Genomic DNA, 18,806 nt, shown 5'->3' with positions numbered 1-18,806 from the left:
AAGCGTGTTCCTCCTTATCAGGAAATATAAACTTCATAGGCAGTTTTTCGCCCGATGCAGACTCTGGCTTTTTCCCGGTCTTCAGCGGTCTGAAAACTCATGACCAGGATACCGAATACATCTTCACGTGTTTCGATAATGCGCAGGTTGACGATGCTGACCGCTTCTTCAGCCAAATAGCCGGTCAATTCTGAAATGATCCCTGGAACGTCGGGAATGTCGACATACAAGTCGAACGCGGTATACATGGCGCCGTGTCCGGCAATCGGCAATTCATCCCGGACGGCCTTCGCCTTTTCGAAATAGCGCCTGATCGGCTCTTCTTCATTGGCAGTAAGCAGATCTTTCAAATAAGCCATCTCATCCATCCATTGATCCAGCTGGGCTGTTATCATGCCAGCGTTCTGCGTCGTGATATCCCGCCACATGACGGGATCTGAAGAAGCGATGCGGGTGATATCCCTGAAGCCCCCTGCCGCCAGCTGGCGCGTAAAGGGATACTCCTTCTCACGATCAAGCTGATGGACAAGGGATGCGGCGATCAGATGCGGAAAGTGGCTGACGATCGACGTCATATGGTCATGCTCTTTTGCGCTAAGAACAACCGTCTTCGCTTTCGTCACTTTCAATAAGTCTTCCATCTTCCCGACATGCGCCTCTTCTGCATGCCTGCCGGGCGTCAAAATATAGAAGGCGTTTTCGAATAGTACATCCTTGGCTGCTTCGACTCCGCTTTTATGAGAGCCGGCCATCGGATGCCCGCCGATAAAGACATGTTCCAGTTCTTCCGCAGTTTCCAGAATTTCCATCTTGGTGCTCCCGGTATCGCTGATGATTACCCCTTCCCGCAATTTCCAGAACCGGCTCTGCTTCAATAATTTTTTGGCAGCTCCGACTGGTGTCGCAAGAAAGATGAAATCCGCTTCAGCAGCCGACTCTTCGAGCGATAATACAGCCTGATGGATAATGCCCATCTTATAGGCCTTGCGGACAGTCAAAGTGTCGGCATCATAACCTGAAATCCGTACATTCTCATGCCGCATCAAAGCCTTCGCCAAAGATCCTCCGATCAAGCCTAGGCCGATAACCAATATATTCGTCTTCACCGATTGTTCACCTGACCGTCCTTTACAAGGTCCGGCCGCAATTTCACCGCATCATTCATGTAAATATGTACGATGTCTTTTTGGGCTGCAGTTGTATTGGCGTGCATCATGACCCGGATGCATAGCGGCATACTTCCGGGAACCGACATCTCATGTGTGCACATGACAGGCACATAAGTCCATCCTTCAATCGTCCGCACTGCTTTTGCCGGAAAAGCGGACGAAATATCCGCCGTTGTTGAAATGATGACGGACGCGACCTGCTCCGGATCGACGCCGTTTTGTTCAGCCATCTCCAAAACCAGTTTTCTCGTTTCACCCAGAATTTCATCCGGATGATCCGCAGATACAGTGATCGCCCCTCTTATGCCTCGCATGATCATTTTACAGCTCCCCTATCTTTGAACAGATTGCTCTAAAGGCTTGTTCCGCCTGATGCTCCTCCACCGTCTCCATGAACGGCTGTCCTGTGTCTTCAAGCAATACGAATTTCAATAAACCGCCGGATGTCTTTTTATCTTTTTTCATGAATTGTAAAAGTTTGTCAAAAGGCAGTTCCGATAAAATTTCAAGCGGATAATCATTAGCGAGGCACCATCTTAAATACCGGGGCAGTTTATGATGCCCCGATAATTCAAGGGCATAAGCCATACCGGCCGCCACTGCTTCGCCGTGAGTTATTTTACCGTAGCCGGCACTGGCTTCGATCGCATGGGCCAGTGTATGGCCAAAGTTCAGAAATTTACGGACGCCGTTTTCATATTCATCCTCTTCGACGATGGCCGCTTTCACCGCAATCCCGCGCTCGAGGTGGACAGCCATCTCTGCGTCAGCTATTTCGGTTATATCTGCTACAGCCAATAACTCATCCAGCCATCCTTCATTTGAAATGAAAGCGTGTTTGATGACTTCCGCCATTCCGGAGCGGATTTCCTTAGCCGGCAAGGTCTTCAGGAAATGTGTGTCATAGACGACAGCCACAGGCTGATGGAACGTGCCGATCATATTTTTGCCGGCAGCATGGTTGATGGCCGTTTTTCCGCCGACTGCGCTGTCATGTGCCAAAATCGTTGTCGGAATCTGGATAAAAGGGATGCCGCGCATGAATGTCGAAGCGACAAACCCAGCCAGATCTCCGACGGCTCCTCCCCCGAAAGCGATTAGGAGGGAGTTTCTTGAGAACTCATTTTCCAATAAAAAACTCTGGCATTCCATGAATGTTTCTATCGACTTCGCGTTCTCGCCTTGTGGTATTTCTTTAAAATAGATTTCGGCCGCCTTCGGCAAATAGGCTTGCAGATAATCCAAATGAATGGAAGCGACATATGCATCGGCAATAACGGCTATTTTGTCGGCACCGGCGAGAAGTTCGCCATAGCTTTCTTCCAGTTCACTCACTGCTCCGGCCCCGATATGCACTTTATAAGGATTACCAGCTTCCACAGTCAGTGTAGTCATAGAATCAGAACTCCTTCGTATAAGTCAGGTAGTCAGCGATGTTCGCTTTCAAGCGCGGCAATTGGTCGGCATCAAACTGCTCGAGCAGCGCGTTGGCAACTTCCCATGCGACAACATGTTCCGCAACAATTGAAGCGGCAGGCACAGCACAGCTGTCAGATCGTTCGATACTTGCCTGGAACGGTTCTTTCGTTTCGATATCCACACTCTGTAACGGTTTATATAAAGTCGGTATCGGCTTCATCACGCCGCGGACGACAATCGGCATTCCCGTGGTCATGCCCCCTTCGAAGCCACCCAGGTTATTCGAGTTGCGTGTATAACCCGCTTCTTCCGTCCAGAGAATTTCATCATGCACCTGGCTTCCAGGCTTCCGGGCCATTTCAAAACCGATTCCGAATTCGACTCCTTTAAAAGCATTGATGCTCATGACAGATGCCGCAATCTTGGCATCCAGCTTACGGTCATAATGGACATAGCTGCCGATGCCCGGCGGCATGCCTTCCACAATCACTTCCACTGTGCCGCCGATCGAGTCACCATTTTTTTTCGTTTCATCGATTAAATCCGTCATCTGCTGTGTAACGGATGGATCTGCACAATATACCGCATCTTTTTCGACCAGTTCACGGATTTCAGCTGCCGATTTGCCGGCGAAACTTTTTGGATCCACTTTAATGCCGCCGATTTCTGTAACATGCGAGACCATTTCGATGCCCAATTGGCTCAATAATTGTTTAGCGACCGCACCTACTGCAACCCGGACAGTGGTTTCACGTGCTGAAGAACGTTCCAGTACATTCCGCAGGTCGCGGTGGCCATATTTCATACCGCCATTCAAATCGGCGTGGCCTGGCCGCGGCCGTGATATCTGGCGTTTCACTTCATCGGTTTCTTCGATAGGTTCGATGCCCATGATATTGGTCCAATGTTTCCAATCATCATTTTTCACAACCAGGGCTACAGGTGAGCCAAGGGTTTTACCGTGCCTGACACCTGAGACGATCTCGACTGTATCCTTCTCAATCTGCATTCTCCGGCCGCGGCCGTGCCCCCCTTGCCTTCTCTTTAATTCTTTATTGATCATGTCAGCTGTGAGCGGCATCCCTGCCGGCAACCCTTCAATAATAGCTGTCAATTGCGGTCCATGTGATTCTCCTGCTGTCAAATAACGCATAAACGCTTTCTCCCTTCAACGCACTAAAGTATTTATGTACCACTATAACACATAATATTTCATCAATTCTATATGAAAATCACAAGAAAGTGAACTATACCGGCATGTCATGACAAACTGGAAATTAAGGGCAATGGAAAATATTAAACGATATTGCGCAAAACAGCTTTGCTTTCCAAAACCCGTGCTCCAAATGATTAAAACCTGAATTTTTTTAGATAATAAAAAAGCACCCCGAAGGATGCCTTTCATTACGTTGTCAATTGGATCAGTTAATCCAGCTGCTCATTGTTTTTTCGTAAGATACCAATTCCTCTTCTTTGAAGAACAAGCCGATTTCACGCTCAGCGCTTTCAGCTGAATCCGAACCGTGAATCATGTTTTTGCCGACAGTGACTGCGAAGTCGCCGCGGATAGTTCCTGGAGCTGCATCTTTAGGGTTTGTAGCGCCCATCATTTGACGTGCTGTCAAAATAACGTTCTCGCCTTCCCAAACCATTGCGAATACGGGACCTGAAGTGATGAATTCAACCAATTCACCGAAGAAAGGACGCTCTTTGTGCTCGCCGTAATGTTGTTCTGCCAATTCAGCAGGGATCTGCATCAATTTAGCACCTACAAGGTTGTAGCCTTTTTTCTCGAAACGCGCTACGATTTCACCGATTACATTGCGTTGTACACCATCAGGTTTTACCATTAAAAATGTTTTTTCCATTCATGAACACTCCTCTATTAAAAGCTCGGGCAATTTTGCCCACCTTAAAAAATACTATCATTATGAAGCGGATTGTCAACTCTCTGCCTAAAACTTTCTCTTTCCGATAAACAATGCGATTTTCCGCATCGTCTTATTGGCAGGACCTTTCGGCAAATGGGAAAGTTCTTCCAAAGCCTTTTCCAGGTATCTGTCACTCAACAATTTAGCTTCCTGCATCGCATTGCTGTCCCGGATCATTCTAACGATTTCACGGCGTTCCTCATCAGACAAATCTTTTCCAAGCGCTTCTTTCAACTTGCTGTAGATTTTCGGATCTTTGCGGGCAAACAGGACAGGTATCGTGATATTGCCCTGGATGAAATCGCTGCCGGCAGGTTTCCCCAATTCTTCATCCGTTGAAGTGAAGTCCAGGATATCATCGGTGATCTGAAACGACATGCCGATAAAATAACCGAATCTCCGAAGTCTGGCGGCTGTTTCAGCATCCGTGCCGGAAACTGTCGCCCCGAGTTCACAGCTGGAAGAGATCAGTAATGCTGTTTTTCGTTTTATACGGCGCAGGTAATCCCTGATGGACTGATCCAATTTGTATTTATCCTCAATCTGGATAATCTCCCCGCGGCATACTTCGATCATGGTTTTGGAGAGGATCTTGTGTATTTCGGAATCTTTGATCACCGTAATATACTCCAGAGCCCGTGCCAATATGAAATCCCCCGTATACATCGCTACACTATTATTCCACTGTGCTTTCACCGTTGCCTGGCCGCGTCTCATCTCAGAATCATCGATGACGTCATCATGGACGAGTGAAGCCATATGGATCAATTCGAGTGGAACGGCCACCTGTTTCATGACATCGACATTGTAATTGCCGAATTTGCCTGCAAGCAAAACAAAAACAGGCCGGATTCTTTTTCCTCCGGCCTGCAATAAGTGTAGGGAAGCTTCATTAAGGAGGAGTGAATTGGAACCCACAGCGACTTCCAATTCTTTTTCAATCTTATCCAATTCCGGTCTAAGGTCGGAATAGAGCAATTTCAACTTCACCTTTTCCACTTAAAAACCTTCTCCCGCTACTTTACTTTTTTAATCCCCATATGCAGCGCAGCAGCTCCGCCGGTATAGGGCTTATATTTGACCTTTTCGAAGCCGACCTTCACAAACAGCTTGGCCAATTGCTTCATTCCCGGAAAACCTTTGGCAGATTCCTGCAACCAGGAATATTCCTTATAGCTCTTTGCAAAAAGCTTTCCGAAAACCGGCATGATGAACCGGAAATAAAAACGGAAAAAGGGCTTGAACAGAAGACTCTCCGGTTGGGAAGTCTCTAAACAGGCGATCATTCCACCCGGTTTCAGGACGCGGTGCATTTCAGAAAGCACCTGTTCATAATCGGGTACATTCCGGAGGCCGAAACCGATCGTCGCAAAATCAAACGAATTGTCTGGATAAGGCAAAGACATCGCATTGCCTTGGACAAGTTCGACCTGCGGCATGTGGCTCGTTTTCTCTTTTCCGACATTCAGCATATTCTGGCTGAAATCGAGGCCGACAATCCTTCCGGCCGGGCCGGCTGCTTCTGCAAGGGCGATCGTCCAGTCCGCCGTTCCGCAGCAGACATCTATCGCAGAAGAACCTGGAGCTACCTGCATTTTGTGCATTGTATCTTTACGCCATTTATTGTGCTGTTGAAAACTGATGACGGAATTCATCTGGTCATAGTTTTCTGAAATTTTTTCGAATACTTCATGGACGCGCTGTTCTTTGGTTTTAGGCATCTTCGTCATCCTTCTCGGGTAAGCTGTTCAGCTAAATGCTGATGCGGAGTGATTTGATGGAGCAGAAAATTTTTCACATGAAAATCCAGCTGCTGGCCATCCAAAGCTTTGTTCAATTCATGGTGGAGCATATCCAGCTTATCGAGGAGCCAGCGCTCGCTGTACATCGGCAAAGACAATGTCTGATTCAGCTTGCTTAATAGATTGGTCTCGATGCCGCTCTGCAGATAATCCAATTGCCTTGAGAAATAAACATATTCCAAAGCGGGTTCCGCTATGCTTGCATATTGTGAAAAGCCATAATAATCATAAAAAATACGCAACAAGCGCGTTTCGATCACTTCTGCCGCATTTTCTATTCCAGCTATAGACATCTTCTGGCTTTCATAAAGTGTCGCTTTTTTCTCACTGACGCCGATAATTCCGCTCGCCAGCAGCTGGATCATCTTGATATTATTCGAATTGCTGAGTAATTGATAATAAATACCGCTGTAAAAATCGCCGGCCAGCACTGTAAGCTGCTGGCTTTTCGAAACCGGGGTATCTTCTTTCACCTGATCATGGGCATGCAAAGCCGCATAGACGATGGCGACTGTCTTAGCAGAATCCTCAACATCTTCCGGCCATTGTTGTCCATCAAAAAAAGGCAGCAGCAAAAAGAACAAACGCGCCCGTTCTATCGAGGGGCCGGCTGTATATTTATCGAGAGTCCGCTGCCGCAATGCCTGAAGGACATCGATTTCCATGGATGTGATTTTAGAATGTATTTGTAATTCATTCATACTGCTGCTCCATTCGTGATTAAAGAATTCTACATTTATTCTACATAAGTATAACACAGCACAGGTGCCGCCTTCACTCATTTGGCCCTATTTCTTGGACTCGCTTTCGACCATGCCATGTGCTGAATGAATTTCGGCTTTTCCTCGAATTTTCATTGCAGATGTATGTTCAGTAAACTGTGCAATCATCACTTCACCTTTATCGAGTTTTTCCGTGTGATGAAATTTCGTGTCGTTGCCGCGCGTCAATCCGATGACATTCACTCCGTCTTCCTGGGCGCGAATGACAATATATTCAGTTTGAGCCATTTCCTTCACCTGCTTCCGTCTGCAATTTATTGATTCCATTAATTTTTATTGATATAGGTAATGACTTCGGAGCGTTTGATGGCATCGGTTTCAAGGATGCCCCGTGATACTGCCGTTATTGTAGTGGCGCCAGGTTTTTTTACTCCGCGCATGGTCATGCAGAGATGCTCAGCTTCGACCATGACAAATACACCGTGGGGATTCAGGGTCTCCATCATCGAATCAGCGATGGTCGATGTGATGCGTTCCTGCAGCTGCGGCCGCTTCGCAACAGTTTCCACTGCACGCGCCAATTTGCTTAGCCCTGTCACTACTCCGTCACGAGGAATATAGGCAATGTGCGCTTTGCCGAAAAAAGGCACCAGATGATGCTCACACATCGAATAAAAAGGGATGTCTTTTACTAGAACCAGTTCCTCGTGGCCTTCATGGAATACTGTTTTGAAATATTCCTTCGGATCTTCCTTCAAGCCGGAAAAAACTTCCGCATACATTTTTGCAACACGTTTCGGCGTATCTTGTAAGCCTTCACGTGAAACGTCTTCACCTACCGCTTCCAGGATCATTGAAACTGCCTTTTCTATTTTTTCAAGATCAACATTCTGCAATTCTGTATCGGTCACTGCGGTTCCTCCTGTAAAAGACGAATTCGTATACATTCAGTTCATATGTAAATCGGGTTCATCTCTTGAATATATTTTATGGTTGCTTGATCATGATAGGTCTGAATTTCGAATTTAGATAGAATTGGCCAAAAATGACCGCCTCTTACCATCTTAGCATAAGAATCTTAGCATATGAGAGCTGGTTTTGGAAAGCAAGCTGTTTTCCTGGACAGGGCTGCCGTGGATTTCGGGCACCGGTTTCGACCTGACAGAATCCATCCAATAAAAAGAATGGCCCCGACGGAATCTCCATTCCGGCGGAGCCACTCTATGTACAGCTTTACAACTTATTTCACTGCGTCTTTAAGCGCTTTACCTGGTTTAAATGCAGGTACTTTGCTTGCAGCGATTTCGATTTCTGCACCAGTTTGAGGGTTGCGTCCTTTACGGGCAGCGCGTTCGCGCACTTCGAAGTTACCGAAACCGATCAACTGTACCTTTTCACCTTTTGTCAAAGCGCCTTGAATCGCTTCAAATGCAGCGTCAACTGCTTTAGCAGCATCTTTACGGGAAAGTTCAGCTGCTTCAGCAACAGAGTTCACTAATTCTGTCTTGTTCATGCTATTCACCTCCTCTCAAAGGGGATGTTTACCATCAATCCTGTAAAAAGAGTATCACATCGAAAAACGCATAGCAACCACTATTACAGCGGTTTCGGCAGTTTCAAGGCAAAAACTGACAAAATATTCTAAAAAGAAGGATTTTCTATCATAAACCTTGTAAAATCAACAATAATCACTCATTTGCGAAAATCGGTTCCCCGTTTTCATCAATTGTGTATGGCAGCGAATAGGCAGGCACTATCGGAGAATCCTCATATAACAGAAAACGGATATCCTGTCCTTCTTCCAGTTCCCCTTCATACTCCTGTAGCGCGGAATATAAATCCATGGAATAATCCACGAAAACTTCACCACTCCCAGTAATTACCATAGGTAATTTCCTGCCGCTGTAAGGGCTGGTTACAGCCGGTTCTTCCTTGAAGCCCATAAGGGTATGGTTGAACTTATAGACATTATCGGAAATGATTTCTGAAATCGGGGCTTTTCCGCCATTCGCACTCTTCCTGATATTGACGGATCGAATCGCATCAGCAACCCGTAAGTCAACCAGTTTGACAGTCGGATTTTCTTCAACATCCGTCAAGACATACTGGAATATACCGCCGGTTTCGAAAGCGTTGGGAGGAATTTCAGACATATGGGCAGGTACGATTTTTGAAAAATCAATCGGATACTTGATGTATTGATCGACTTCCATATCCCGCGTCTTTATAGGCAATAAGCCCCCACTTGCATTTCGGTATTTATTCACCCCATCCTGGACGGAAATCAATTGATCTTCGTGGGGTATTTGACTTTCTGCCCGCTCACTGTCCGGGTATGCGCAAGCACTGAGCAGAAACAAGGCCGTAATGAGCAAAGAAAAAAGAACTGTCTTTTTCATATTTACCACCTCATGCGCCGCCAGTTGGACCGCTGAAAATCGTGAAGACCATGATGAAGAATCCAAGTATCAGCAAAATATACGCAACCAGGGCAAAAATAAATTTAAGTACGCCATTATTCAATTTGTATCTGCTTAAGTAAATCAATCCCATGGAGATGATCAGAAAAGCTATACCAGCAAATGATACCCACATTTTATCCAAAGCACTCATTAATTAGCCGCCTCTCGTTCAGTTTCAGTCCATAGTATAGCATAAGACTAACCTTAGTGCCCGTAGAGAATTTGACGAAGAACAGACAATTGGCCGAGGCCACCCTTGACTTGCCGATAAAAAAAGAGCGGCGCATTTACGCCGCTTCTCCTATAGCAAATCGATCAGATCTTCCATTTCATTTTTTTTCATTCTGCCCATCAGATGCCCTACAGCTTCATCTGTAGGTACATTTTCAAACAGGACACTGTAAAGGACTTCCGTGATCGGCATCGGCACATCGTAGGCTTGCGCCATCTGATGCGCTGCTTTCGTCGTACGGATCCCTTCGACGACCATGCCCATATCTTCCAGCACTTCGTCCAGTGAACTGCCTTTGCCGAGCATATTGCCGGCGCGCCAATTGCGGGAATGCTGACTGGTACATGTGACGATCAAATCGCCCACACCAGTCAACCCTGAAAACGTCAGTGGGGTCGCTCCCATCTTCACACCGAGCCGGGCAATTTCTGCAAGGCCGCGGGTCATGATGGCAGCTTTTGCGTTATCGCCAAGGCCCAGGCCATCCGTAATGCCGACAGCGAGGGCAATGATATTTTTCAGGGCTCCGCCAATTTCCACACCGATGACATCCGTATTCGTGTAGACACGGAAATAATGGTTCATGAACATATCCTGCACCCGTTCAGCGGACGCTGTGTTTTCACAGGCAGCCGTGACAGTCGTCGGATGCTCAAGCACCACTTCCTCTGCGTGGCTCGGTCCAGAAAGAACTACAAGGTCTTTTATCCACTTTCCGGGAATTTCCTCACGGATCATTTCACTGACCCTTTTCAGGCTGTCAGGCTCGATCCCTTTGGAAACATGGATAAACAGCGATGGTTTCTGGATCAGCGCTGCGATGTCGGAAGAAACCTCCCGCATCGCTTTTGTCGGGACGGCCATGACATGCACATCCGCATGCCGCACCGCTTCCTCGAGATTGCTGGTGGCCTTGAGGTTTTCAGGCAGCTTAATGCCTTTTAAATAGCGTTCATTGGAATGCCGGTTGATCTCATCCGCCTGATCAGGCCGGTGAGACCATAAAAGAATATCATGGCCATTCTGGGCCAGTACATAGCTGAGGGCTGTCCCCCAGCTGCCGGCACCATAGACCGTAATTTTTTCCATCATTCAATTACCACCTTTAACTCTCTTAAGTACGTGCCCGTGTAATCAGACGCAACGGGGTACCTTCAAAATCAAAGCTTTCCCGTATGCGGTTCTGGATAAACCGCTCGTAACTGAAATGCATCAATTCCGGTTCATTTACAAAGACTACGAACGTCGGCGGCTGGATGGCCACTTGTGTAACATAATAGAGGCGCAGACGTTGGCCTTTGTCTGTAGGAGCCGGGTTCATCGCTACAGCATCCGCTATGACTTCATTGAGTATGCTTGACTGGATGCGGCGTGAATGGTTTTCATTGACCTTATTGATGGTTTCAAGGATCGTGTGTACGCGTTTGCCGCTGATCGCTGATACGAACATGATCGGCGCATAGTCGAGGAACAGGAAATGTTCGCGGATTTTCCGCGTCATGACGTTCATCGTCTTTTCATCTTTTTCGATGGCGTCCCATTTATTGACGACAATGATGACTGCCTTGCCCGCTTCATGCGCGTAACCGGCAATTTTCTTGTCCTGCTCCTGGATGCCTTCTTCAGCGTTCAGGACAACCAGGACGACGTCGGAGCGTTCAATAGCCCGTAGAGCACGAAGCACACTGTATTTTTCAGTGGTCTCGTAAACTTTCCCTTTTTTGCGCATGCCGGCAGTATCGATGATGACATACGGCTGATCTTCATATTCATACTGGGTATCGATTGCGTCCCGTGTCGTGCCCGCCACTTCACTGACGATGACACGCTCTTCGCCTAGGAATGCATTGACCAGAGAAGATTTACCGACATTCGGCCGGCCGATCAATGAAAACTTGATGACATCGTCCGGATAATCCTCTTCATCTTCTTTCGGGAAGTGTTTTGCCACTTCATCTAGAAGATCTCCAAGGCCAAGGCCATGCGAGCCCGAAATTGGATAGGGTTCGCCCATTCCAAGTGTGTAGAAATCAAAAATCATCGGTTTCATATCCGGATTATCGATTTTATTGACTGCCAATATGACAGGTTTTTTTGTACGATAAAGGATTTTTGCGACTTGTTCGTCCTGGACGGTTACACCGTCACGGCCATTTACAAGGAAAATGATGACATCCGCTTCATCCATGGCAATTTCCGCCTGTTGACGGATCTGCTCCAAAAACGGTTCGTCACGAAGGTCGATGCCTCCTGTGTCTATAATATTAAATTCATGTGTCAGCCAATCTGCAGAACTGTAAATACGATCACGCGTCACACCTGGAATATCTTCCACGATGGAAACCCGCTCTCCAACAATACGATTAAAAATCGTAGACTTGCCTACGTTCGGACGGCCGACTATTGCTACTGTCGGTTTTGACATAATTAGTTCATCCTTCCACTTCTGATATGTTTATTATACACGAAAAGGAGGATGGCATCCTGTAAATGTCCATCCTCCTTGTAGGTGAAATATTCAGTTTTTTGAAACGCGTGCAAAAAGAGACGGATCAAACCCTCTGGCCGTCAGATATGCTGCCAGTTCACCCGACAGGACTGCCGGACATTTTTGCAGCTCGCGAATGGACTGGGCACCAAGAGCAGTCATCATCATGGCCAGGTCTTCATGCAGTTCGGCCACGTTCCGTATGAGTGCCGATTCACCTTCCTCAACCGCCACTTTAAGGAAAGTTCCTGCAAGACCTGCAGCGTCAGCCCCCAGCAGAAACGCCTTCACCATGTCCTGGGCATCTCGGATGCCTCCGGAAGCGAGTACCGTTGATGGGAAGGCTTGCCTCACTTCAATGATTGCGGCTGCTGTTGGAATGCCCCATTCCTGGAAATACGCCAGCTTCTTAGCGCGCCTTTCATTCTCAATTTTGGCGAAATTGGTGCCGCCGTATCCACTGACATCAATTGCAGAAATTTTAGTGCCGGCAAGTTTCACCGCAGTTTCATAGGAAATGCCGAAGCCCGTTTCTTTAACGATGACCGGCACATCGATCGAATCCGCGATGAGCTGGATTCGATCGAGTGCGCCTTTGAAATTGCGGTCACCTTCAGGCATCGTCAATTCCTGCACGACATTCAAATGGATCTGAAGGGCGTTCGCTTCAATGATTTCTACAGCTTCCCTTGCCTGTTCCAAACTCGCTTCACTGCCGAGATTGGAGAAGATGATGCCATCGGGATTTTCTTTTCGGACTGTTTTGAATGACGCACGTTCGGAAGGATCCTTGATGGCCGACATCTGGGATCCGACTGCCATGGCCATTCCTGTTTCCCGTGCAGCCCGTGCCAGGATGGCATTTAACTTTTCTGTATGTTCTCCGCCGCCGCCTGTCATAGCATTAATAAAAACAGGTGATTTTAAGTTCAAATCACCTGTTTCAGGGCGCAGATCAATATCAGCCACACCAAGGCCCGGCAATGCCTGATGAACGAATCGGACGTCATCGAACATCGCACCCGTGCCCTGACCTGTTGTTAATGCATAATTGATATGGTCCATCTTGCGCTGGGCTCTCGACATCTACTCGGATTTGAATCCTTTCAATTTGTCGCCAATCACGTCGCTGATGGAGAAGCCACTCGATTCTTCCGGCATTTCATAATCCGAATAATCCTGGTTATCCTCTTTTTCCTGAAGTTCCTTGATGCTGAGTGACAGGCGTTTATCTTCTTTATTGACATCAAGCACTTTTACCTGGACTTCTTCGCCTTCGCTGAGAACTTCATGCGGCGTCGCAATGTGTTTGTGGGCAACCTGCGAGATATGCACGAGGCCTTCTACACCAGGCAGCACTTCAACAAATGCGCCGTAGCTTACAAGGCGCTTCACTTTCCCTGTATGGACCGACCCTTTTGGCGCTTTTTCCTCGATGGAATCCCACGGTCCAGGCAATGTATCTTTGATGGACAGGGAAATCCTCTCCGAATCGCGGTCTACCGAAAGGACTTTTACAGTGACTTCCTGACCTTCAGAAACGGCATCCGATACCTGATCAATATGTTCATGAGAAAGCTGCGAGATATGGACAAGTCCATCTACTCCGCCAATATCGACAAATGCGCCAAACGAAGCGATCCGCTGAACCTTCCCTTTGATGACGTCACCGGGATGGATCGTTTCCATCACTTCCACTTTATGGGACTCTTTCTCCTTTTCAACGACAGCCCGGTGAGAAAGGATGAGCCGGTTATTCTCTTTTTCCATTTCAACGATTTTGAACGTCATTGTGCGCCCTTTATAATCTTCGAATGATTCTACAAAATAATCTTCAACAAGTGAAGCCGGCACAAAACCGCGGACTCCAAGATCGACCACCAGGCCGCCCTTCACCACGTCTTTCACTTCCGCTTCAATGATTTCACCTGAATTGAACTTTTCTTCCAATAGATCCCACGCTTGTTCGGCATCCACTTTACGTTTGGATAAAACAAAGTTTTCGTCTTCCACTTTTGTAATCACCAGATCAAGTACATCACCAACCTGTACAGAATCTGATGCTTTTTCAATATGGAGGCTCGACAACTCACTGATTGGAATTACCCCATCGAACGGAGCACCTTCGATCGTAACTGTAACTGCTTTTTCTTCGATGTTAGCAACTGTACCTTTTACGTGATCGCCAGCTTTAAATTCACTGTTTTCCATCATGTTCATTTCCTCAGACATAAGTAGCCCTCCTTCACAAACTATCCATCTTCTATTTTATGCGAATTCTCTAACAAAAACAAAAATTTCACCTTATTTTTACGAGTTTTCATTCAGAAGTTTTTGGATACTCTCCATTATTACTAACGTAACTTCATCAGCAGAGGCTTTGCGTTCCCGGTACGGTTCCATTAAAATCGGTTCTCCGTAGACGACTTTCACTTTACGGAATGCCTTATAGGGTCCGATGATCGCACAAGGCATGACATCGGCATTGCCTCTGAGCGCAAAGAAACCGGCTCCGCTCAACCCTTTTTTCAGCACCCCATCGTCCGATCTCGTCCCTTCCGGAAACAATCCGACGACATCCCCGTTTTTCAAGATGCGGAGTGCGCTGCGGAGTGCCTCCCTGTCACTCATCCCCCGTTTTACAGGGAATGCATTGACCTGAGGCAGGATGCGCCCAAGCACCGGCACTTTGAATAATTCTTCTTTAGCCATGAAATGGACCGTACGCGGCGAAGTCATCCCCACTACAGGCGGATCGAGTGCATGTATATGATTTGAGCAAAGCAGAATTCCTCCCTGCTGCGGAAATTTCTCAGTGCCCTTCACTTCGAAGCGGTAAAGGGGAGTCAATGCCGTTTTGACCAATGCTTTTCCGACTGTATATAAATTCACTTCAGTTCAACCTTTCTTCCGCTAATTTTAGAATTTCCTGTGCCGCTTCCTCAATGCTCAGTTCAGTCGTATCCAGATAGAATGCATCTTCTGCTTGGCGTAAAGGAGAAACAGCCCGTTCACTGTCCATTTTATCGCGTGCCGCTATCTCTTTCTGAAGATCAGCCAGAGGTGTATTGATCCCTCTTAAAATATTTTCTTCATACCGGCGTCTCGCACGCTCTTCGACAGAAGCCGACATGAAAACTTTCAGCTCTGCATTCGGCAATACATCCGTTCCGATATCCCGGCCATCCATCACCACGCCTCTGCCGGATGCCAGCTGTTGCTGAAGTTTCACCATCTGTGTACGGACAGATTCATGGGATGCCATTTCCGACACGGATTTCGTCACATTTCGCGAGCGGATATCTTCCGTAATATTCCGCCCATCCAGGAATACCAGCTGTCCGTTCGGAGAGGGCTGCAGGTCGATAGCTGTATCACGCAGTAAATTCCCCGCTTCTTCGCTGTCTCCAAGGTCTATCCCTGATTCCAGCGCCTTTAAAGTGATTGCACGGTACATGGCACCCGTATCGATATAAATATAGCCCAATTTCTCTGCTACGATTTTTGCTATTGTGCTCTTTCCTGCCGCAGCCGGGCCATCAAGTGCTATCTGTATGGATTTCGTCAAAAAAAGTCACCTCATCATATGTATTGAAATTATTTTAACACAAGAAAAGCGACAGCGCCCGTTAAGCTCTGAAAGGCATATGAAGGAATAGCGAAGCGGTATCCCGGCTCCACTGGCCTTCACCTATTCAGCCAATAAAAATAGCCCGGATAGCCGGACCATTTTTGATTTTCTTCAATTATGGGAACCTGGAATTCTGCTGATGGTAATGATCCAGTGACAGCAGATGTGCCTGCTTCACTTTCCGAAGGCCGAACCACCAAAGGAACAGCATGAACGGAGCAGCGCCCAGCAAAAGGTTATCGTTGTAATGGATAATCGCATTGAAAAAGAAATGCAGCATAAATGGGACGGCCAATGCCAGAAAAAGCCATTTATGTTCAACTCCATCATCCGAAGAAAACTTCGCCTTTCCGAAATAATACCCCATGACAACACCAAATAATGCATGGCTGGAAACCGGGAGCAACGCCCGGATAAATGCGATGTCCGTACCGTATTCAAGCAGGTAGATGATGTTCTCGACAGTCGCAAATCCGAGGGAGACACTGGCCCCGTATAAAATACCGTCGTAAGGATCTTCAAAATCGACATGGCGGAAAATGGCGATCAGCAGTACGAGCCATTTGAAAAATTCTTCTATTATGCTTGGAAACAGAATAACCGAAGTGAAGACATGACTGAAAAGCCCCTCTTCATTAAAAACATATTGAAGAAATAAAATCGGGAAAGTCAAGACAGCCCCGTATATAAAACTCTGGAACAATAATTTCGAAGGTTCCTGCGCAAACTGGTCGCGCAGATAGAAATAACTGAATAATGCCAGGCTCGGAGCTATCGCTACAGTCAATAATATAATCATCGTGATGCTCCTTTGCACATAGTAACTCCAGTATATCACGATATATTATGAATTTTTAGCCGTTGAGAATAAATTCTTCCTTTTAAATGGAAAAAGTCTGTTCGTCAATTGTTTCTGCTGAAGCCAGAACAACCGCCAGCTTAATCCGCGCTTTTTTACTGTCGTAATCCCGGCCCAGGAAAACGCCTTTCGACAATAAATCATGGGCACTTCCCGGATAGCCATAGGAAGGGTAGACATTGCCTTCTTCAGCGCTTGTCGCCAGAATGACGAATACACCGTTCATTACAGCTTGTTCGATGGCATCCACCATATGGGGTGACACCTGTCCCCTCCCTGCAGCTTCAAGGACAATCCCCTTTGAACCGCCTTTTGCAAGCATATCGATGATATAACCGTCCTGGCCGGAATGGCATTTGACGATATCGACCCGCGGTATGCTGTCAACCACTTTATGTATTTCACGTGTTATCGGTTTCTGATAAACCCTGACTTGATCGTTGTCGATGATCCCCAGATAGCCGTGCCCGAAACTGTCAAATCCCTGCAGATTGCTTGTATGCACTTTTTTGACATATTTTGCGGTATAAATCCTTTCGTTGAACACGACTACTGATCCCACGTCGCGCAGCGTCAGATCGACTGCTGCGTTTATGGAATTCCGCAGATTCGAATAAACATCCGTCCCCACTTCTTCAGGTGCACGCTGGGAGCCCGTGATTACGACAGGCCGGCTGTCATCGACCGTCAAATCCAGGAAGAAAGCAGTTTCCTCCAGAGTGTCGGTGCCGTGAGTGACCACCACCCCGCTCACTGTCGGATCAAGGAATTCCTTCTCCACCGCCCGCTGGATGTCCATCATCTGGTCAAATCCGATATGCATGCTCGGCAGCTGGAACAAATCAACGACTTTTACTTCGATGTCAACCGGCAATTGACACAATTCAGCCAGCTCCTGCCCCGAGATCGCCCCGGATTTCAATAATCCTTTTGAGATTTCTCGTGAGGCGATAGTTCCTCCTGTCGTGATCAAAGATACTTTTTTCTTCATAAAAAAACTCCTTCCCATACAAAAAGCTGTGGTATTTTTCCCATTCCTGTAAATTCAGCTTCTAGCTTCTTTCGCTGCGATGTCGGCAGCAATCTGGCCTCCGTGGAAACGGCCATTTTCGATGAATATTTCATTGGCATTATTTCCTGCCGCAATGACCCCTGCGATATACAGACGGTCTACAGTGGTCTCCATCGTTTCCTCATTAAACGCAGGACGCCCGGTTGCCGGGTCGATGGCAATTCCCATGCTCTGCAGGAATCCGTGATCCGGATGATAGCCGATCATGGCAAATACGAAATCATTTTTGATGACTTCTTTTCTGTCATCGACGGTAAGCTCCACTTCATCCGCAGAAATCCGGTCCACCATGGAATCGAACAGCATACGGATTTCCCCTTTTCGGACTAAGCCATCGAATTCAGGCAGTATCCATGGTTTGATGCTTTGTGAATAACTTGTGCCGTGATAAGAGACGGTGACACGGCTGCCCGCTTTATGCAGCTCGAGCGCAGCATCGACCGCCGAGTTTTTACCGCCGATCACAAGAACATCCTGATTGAAATATGGATGCCCTTCTTTGAAGTAATGCATCACCTTTTCCAGTTCCGCTCCTTCAATGTTCAGCTTATTCGGCTGGTCATAATAACCGGTCGCTGCCACCAGGTATTTGGAACGATACGATTTTTTATCGGTTTTGATGATGAAATCCTCTTCTTTATCCACAGATAACACCGTTTCATAAGTTCTGACATCGATGCCTGTCATCGAGACGACATTCCGGTAATAGACGAGCGCCTGGTTTCGTCTCGGTTTGCGTTCTTCTGTTATAAAAGGAATGTCCCCTATCGACAAACGTTCGCTGGAACTGAAAAAAGTCTGGTGTGTCGGGTACTTATAAATAGCATTGACCACATTTCCTTTTTCGATGACAATCGCCCGGAGACCCACTTTTTCCAGTTCAATTGCTGCAGACAATCCGCAAGGACCTCCGCCAATAATTATGACATCCGTCGTTTCCATTAAAGCCAACTCCTGCCTATCGTATTTCTTTTCTATCTTCAGTCTATATAAGTTGAACGGAATACTCTACATCAGAC

22 protein-coding genes are annotated in these 18,806 nt (G+C 47.0%); all 22 read right to left on the bottom strand.

Annotated features, from left to right (window positions below):
- Positions 1-17: 17 nt before the first annotated feature.
- The 22 genes from IQ294_RS04175 to IQ294_RS04070 all read right to left on the bottom strand — a co-directional run bounded on the left by IQ294_RS04175 (position 18) and on the right by IQ294_RS04070 (position 18,729).
- Positions 18-1,106, bottom strand: a complete 1,089-nt coding sequence (locus IQ294_RS04175; RefSeq protein WP_203332781.1) for a prephenate dehydrogenase — start codon at positions 1,104-1,106, stop codon at positions 18-20.
- A complete protein-coding gene (gene aroH / locus IQ294_RS04170) occupies positions 1,103-1,486 on the bottom strand; it encodes a chorismate mutase (RefSeq protein ID WP_203333297.1) in 384 nt (127 codons plus the stop codon). The genes IQ294_RS04175 and aroH overlap by 4 nt, the downstream gene beginning before the upstream one ends.
- A 4-nt stretch (positions 1,487-1,490) precedes the next feature.
- Positions 1,491-2,564: a 3-dehydroquinate synthase gene (aroB, locus tag IQ294_RS04165; RefSeq protein ID WP_203332780.1), complete on the bottom strand. Its 1,074-nt coding sequence runs from the start codon at positions 2,562-2,564 to the stop codon at positions 1,491-1,493.
- Between the two features lie 4 nt (positions 2,565-2,568).
- Positions 2,569-3,741 (bottom strand): chorismate synthase, encoded by a 1,173-nt coding sequence (gene aroC, locus IQ294_RS04160; protein WP_203332779.1) that lies wholly within the window; start codon positions 3,739-3,741, stop codon positions 2,569-2,571.
- A 268-nt stretch (positions 3,742-4,009) separates the two neighbouring features.
- Complete coding sequence (gene ndk, locus IQ294_RS04155) at positions 4,010-4,456, bottom strand: nucleoside-diphosphate kinase (RefSeq protein WP_203332778.1); 447 nt, start codon at positions 4,454-4,456, stop codon at positions 4,010-4,012.
- An 87-nt stretch (positions 4,457-4,543) separates the two neighbouring features.
- Complete coding sequence (gene hepT, locus IQ294_RS04150) at positions 4,544-5,518, bottom strand: heptaprenyl diphosphate synthase component II (protein WP_203332777.1); 975 nt, start codon at positions 5,516-5,518, stop codon at positions 4,544-4,546.
- Positions 5,519-5,535: 17 nt separating this feature from the next.
- A complete protein-coding gene (locus IQ294_RS04145) occupies positions 5,536-6,240 on the bottom strand; it encodes a demethylmenaquinone methyltransferase (protein WP_203332776.1) in 705 nt (234 codons plus the stop codon).
- Between the two features lie 5 nt (positions 6,241-6,245).
- Positions 6,246-7,022, bottom strand: a complete 777-nt coding sequence (locus IQ294_RS04140; RefSeq protein WP_203332775.1) for a heptaprenyl diphosphate synthase component 1 — start codon at positions 7,020-7,022, stop codon at positions 6,246-6,248.
- 87 nt (positions 7,023-7,109) lie between these two features.
- The gene (mtrB, locus tag IQ294_RS04135; RefSeq protein ID WP_203332774.1) at positions 7,110-7,331 is read right to left on the bottom strand and encodes a trp RNA-binding attenuation protein MtrB; all 222 of its coding nucleotides are present in this window, start codon (positions 7,329-7,331) and stop codon (positions 7,110-7,112) included.
- A 38-nt stretch (positions 7,332-7,369) separates the two neighbouring features.
- Positions 7,370-7,939: a GTP cyclohydrolase I FolE gene (folE, locus tag IQ294_RS04130; RefSeq protein WP_203333296.1), complete on the bottom strand. Its 570-nt coding sequence runs from the start codon at positions 7,937-7,939 to the stop codon at positions 7,370-7,372.
- A gap of 344 nt (positions 7,940-8,283) precedes the next feature.
- Entirely contained in the window at positions 8,284-8,556 is a 273-nt protein-coding gene (locus IQ294_RS04125) for an HU family DNA-binding protein (protein WP_203332773.1), read from the bottom strand.
- Between the two features lie 175 nt (positions 8,557-8,731).
- On the bottom strand, positions 8,732-9,442 hold the full coding sequence (locus IQ294_RS04120) for a YphF family lipoprotein (RefSeq protein ID WP_203332772.1): 711 nt from the start codon (positions 9,440-9,442) through the stop codon (positions 8,732-8,734).
- Positions 9,443-9,452: 10 nt separating this feature from the next.
- Positions 9,453-9,656 (bottom strand): DUF2768 domain-containing protein, encoded by a 204-nt coding sequence (locus IQ294_RS04115; protein WP_203332771.1) that lies wholly within the window; start codon positions 9,654-9,656, stop codon positions 9,453-9,455.
- A gap of 150 nt (positions 9,657-9,806) precedes the next feature.
- Positions 9,807-10,826: an NAD(P)H-dependent glycerol-3-phosphate dehydrogenase gene (locus IQ294_RS04110; protein ID WP_203333295.1), complete on the bottom strand. Its 1,020-nt coding sequence runs from the start codon at positions 10,824-10,826 to the stop codon at positions 9,807-9,809.
- A 25-nt stretch (positions 10,827-10,851) separates the two neighbouring features.
- The gene (gene der / locus IQ294_RS04105) at positions 10,852-12,162 is read right to left on the bottom strand and encodes a ribosome biogenesis GTPase Der (RefSeq protein ID WP_203332770.1); all 1,311 of its coding nucleotides are present in this window, start codon (positions 12,160-12,162) and stop codon (positions 10,852-10,854) included.
- Positions 12,163-12,255: 93 nt separating this feature from the next.
- Complete coding sequence (gene fni, locus IQ294_RS04100; protein WP_203332769.1) at positions 12,256-13,311, bottom strand: type 2 isopentenyl-diphosphate Delta-isomerase; 1,056 nt, start codon at positions 13,309-13,311, stop codon at positions 12,256-12,258.
- Entirely contained in the window at positions 13,312-14,457 is a 1,146-nt protein-coding gene (gene rpsA, locus IQ294_RS04095; RefSeq protein ID WP_203332768.1) for a 30S ribosomal protein S1, read from the bottom strand.
- A 78-nt stretch (positions 14,458-14,535) separates the two neighbouring features.
- A complete protein-coding gene (locus tag IQ294_RS04090) occupies positions 14,536-15,117 on the bottom strand; it encodes a 1-acyl-sn-glycerol-3-phosphate acyltransferase (RefSeq protein ID WP_203332767.1) in 582 nt (193 codons plus the stop codon).
- Between the two features lies 1 nt (position 15,118).
- Positions 15,119-15,793, bottom strand: a complete 675-nt coding sequence (cmk, locus tag IQ294_RS04085; RefSeq protein WP_203332766.1) for a (d)CMP kinase — start codon at positions 15,791-15,793, stop codon at positions 15,119-15,121.
- A 178-nt stretch (positions 15,794-15,971) separates the two neighbouring features.
- Positions 15,972-16,655, bottom strand: coding sequence for a glutamic-type intramembrane protease PrsW (gene prsW, locus IQ294_RS04080; RefSeq protein ID WP_203332765.1), 684 nt, complete (start codon positions 16,653-16,655; stop codon positions 15,972-15,974).
- An 82-nt stretch (positions 16,656-16,737) separates the two neighbouring features.
- Positions 16,738-17,706 (bottom strand): asparaginase, encoded by a 969-nt coding sequence (locus IQ294_RS04075; RefSeq protein ID WP_203332764.1) that lies wholly within the window; start codon positions 17,704-17,706, stop codon positions 16,738-16,740.
- Between the two features lie 54 nt (positions 17,707-17,760).
- Positions 17,761-18,729 (bottom strand): YpdA family putative bacillithiol disulfide reductase, encoded by a 969-nt coding sequence (locus tag IQ294_RS04070; RefSeq protein WP_203332763.1) that lies wholly within the window; start codon positions 18,727-18,729, stop codon positions 17,761-17,763.
- Between the last annotated feature and the right edge of the window lie 77 nt (positions 18,730-18,806).

It is taken from the genome of Planococcus beigongshangi (assembly GCF_016820495.1).
Taxonomy (GTDB): domain Bacteria; phylum Bacillota; class Bacilli; order Bacillales_A; family Planococcaceae; genus Planococcus; species Planococcus beigongshangi.
Note: the sequence above shows the minus strand (reverse complement) of the source record. Positions and strands in the feature narration are given on the sequence as shown.

Excerpts from the sequence above, each read along its gene's own strand:
- aroB (WP_203332780.1), bottom strand. The coding sequence starts at position 2,564 with ATGACTACACTGACTGTGGAAGCTGGTAATCCTTATAAAGTGCATATC.
- aroC (WP_203332779.1), bottom strand. The coding sequence starts at position 3,741 with ATGCGTTATTTGACAGCAGGAGAATCACATGGACCGCAATTGACAGCT.
- ndk (WP_203332778.1), bottom strand. The coding sequence starts at position 4,456 with ATGGAAAAAACATTTTTAATGGTAAAACCTGATGGTGTACAACGCAAT.
- IQ294_RS04145 (WP_203332776.1), bottom strand. The coding sequence starts at position 6,240 with ATGCCTAAAACCAAAGAACAGCGCGTCCATGAAGTATTCGAAAAAATT.
- IQ294_RS04140 (WP_203332775.1), bottom strand. The coding sequence starts at position 7,022 with ATGAATGAATTACAAATACATTCTAAAATCACATCCATGGAAATCGAT.
- mtrB (WP_203332774.1), bottom strand. The coding sequence starts at position 7,331 with ATGGCTCAAACTGAATATATTGTCATTCGCGCCCAGGAAGACGGAGTG.
- IQ294_RS04125 (WP_203332773.1), bottom strand. The coding sequence starts at position 8,556 with ATGAACAAGACAGAATTAGTGAACTCTGTTGCTGAAGCAGCTGAACTT.
- IQ294_RS04120 (WP_203332772.1), bottom strand. The coding sequence starts at position 9,442 with ATGAAAAAGACAGTTCTTTTTTCTTTGCTCATTACGGCCTTGTTTCTG.
- IQ294_RS04115 (WP_203332771.1), bottom strand. The coding sequence starts at position 9,656 with ATGAGTGCTTTGGATAAAATGTGGGTATCATTTGCTGGTATAGCTTTT.
- IQ294_RS04110 (WP_203333295.1), bottom strand. The coding sequence starts at position 10,826 with ATGGAAAAAATTACGGTCTATGGTGCCGGCAGCTGGGGGACAGCCCTC.
- der (WP_203332770.1), bottom strand. The coding sequence starts at position 12,162 with ATGTCAAAACCGACAGTAGCAATAGTCGGCCGTCCGAACGTAGGCAAG.
- fni (WP_203332769.1), bottom strand. The coding sequence starts at position 13,311 with ATGTCGAGAGCCCAGCGCAAGATGGACCATATCAATTATGCATTAACA.
- rpsA (WP_203332768.1), bottom strand. The coding sequence starts at position 14,457 with ATGTCTGAGGAAATGAACATGATGGAAAACAGTGAATTTAAAGCTGGC.
- prsW (WP_203332765.1), bottom strand. The coding sequence starts at position 16,655 with ATGATTATATTATTGACTGTAGCGATAGCTCCGAGCCTGGCATTATTC.
- IQ294_RS04075 (WP_203332764.1), bottom strand. The coding sequence starts at position 17,706 with ATGAAGAAAAAAGTATCTTTGATCACGACAGGAGGAACTATCGCCTCA.
- IQ294_RS04070 (WP_203332763.1), bottom strand. The coding sequence starts at position 18,729 with ATGGAAACGACGGATGTCATAATTATTGGCGGAGGTCCTTGCGGATTG.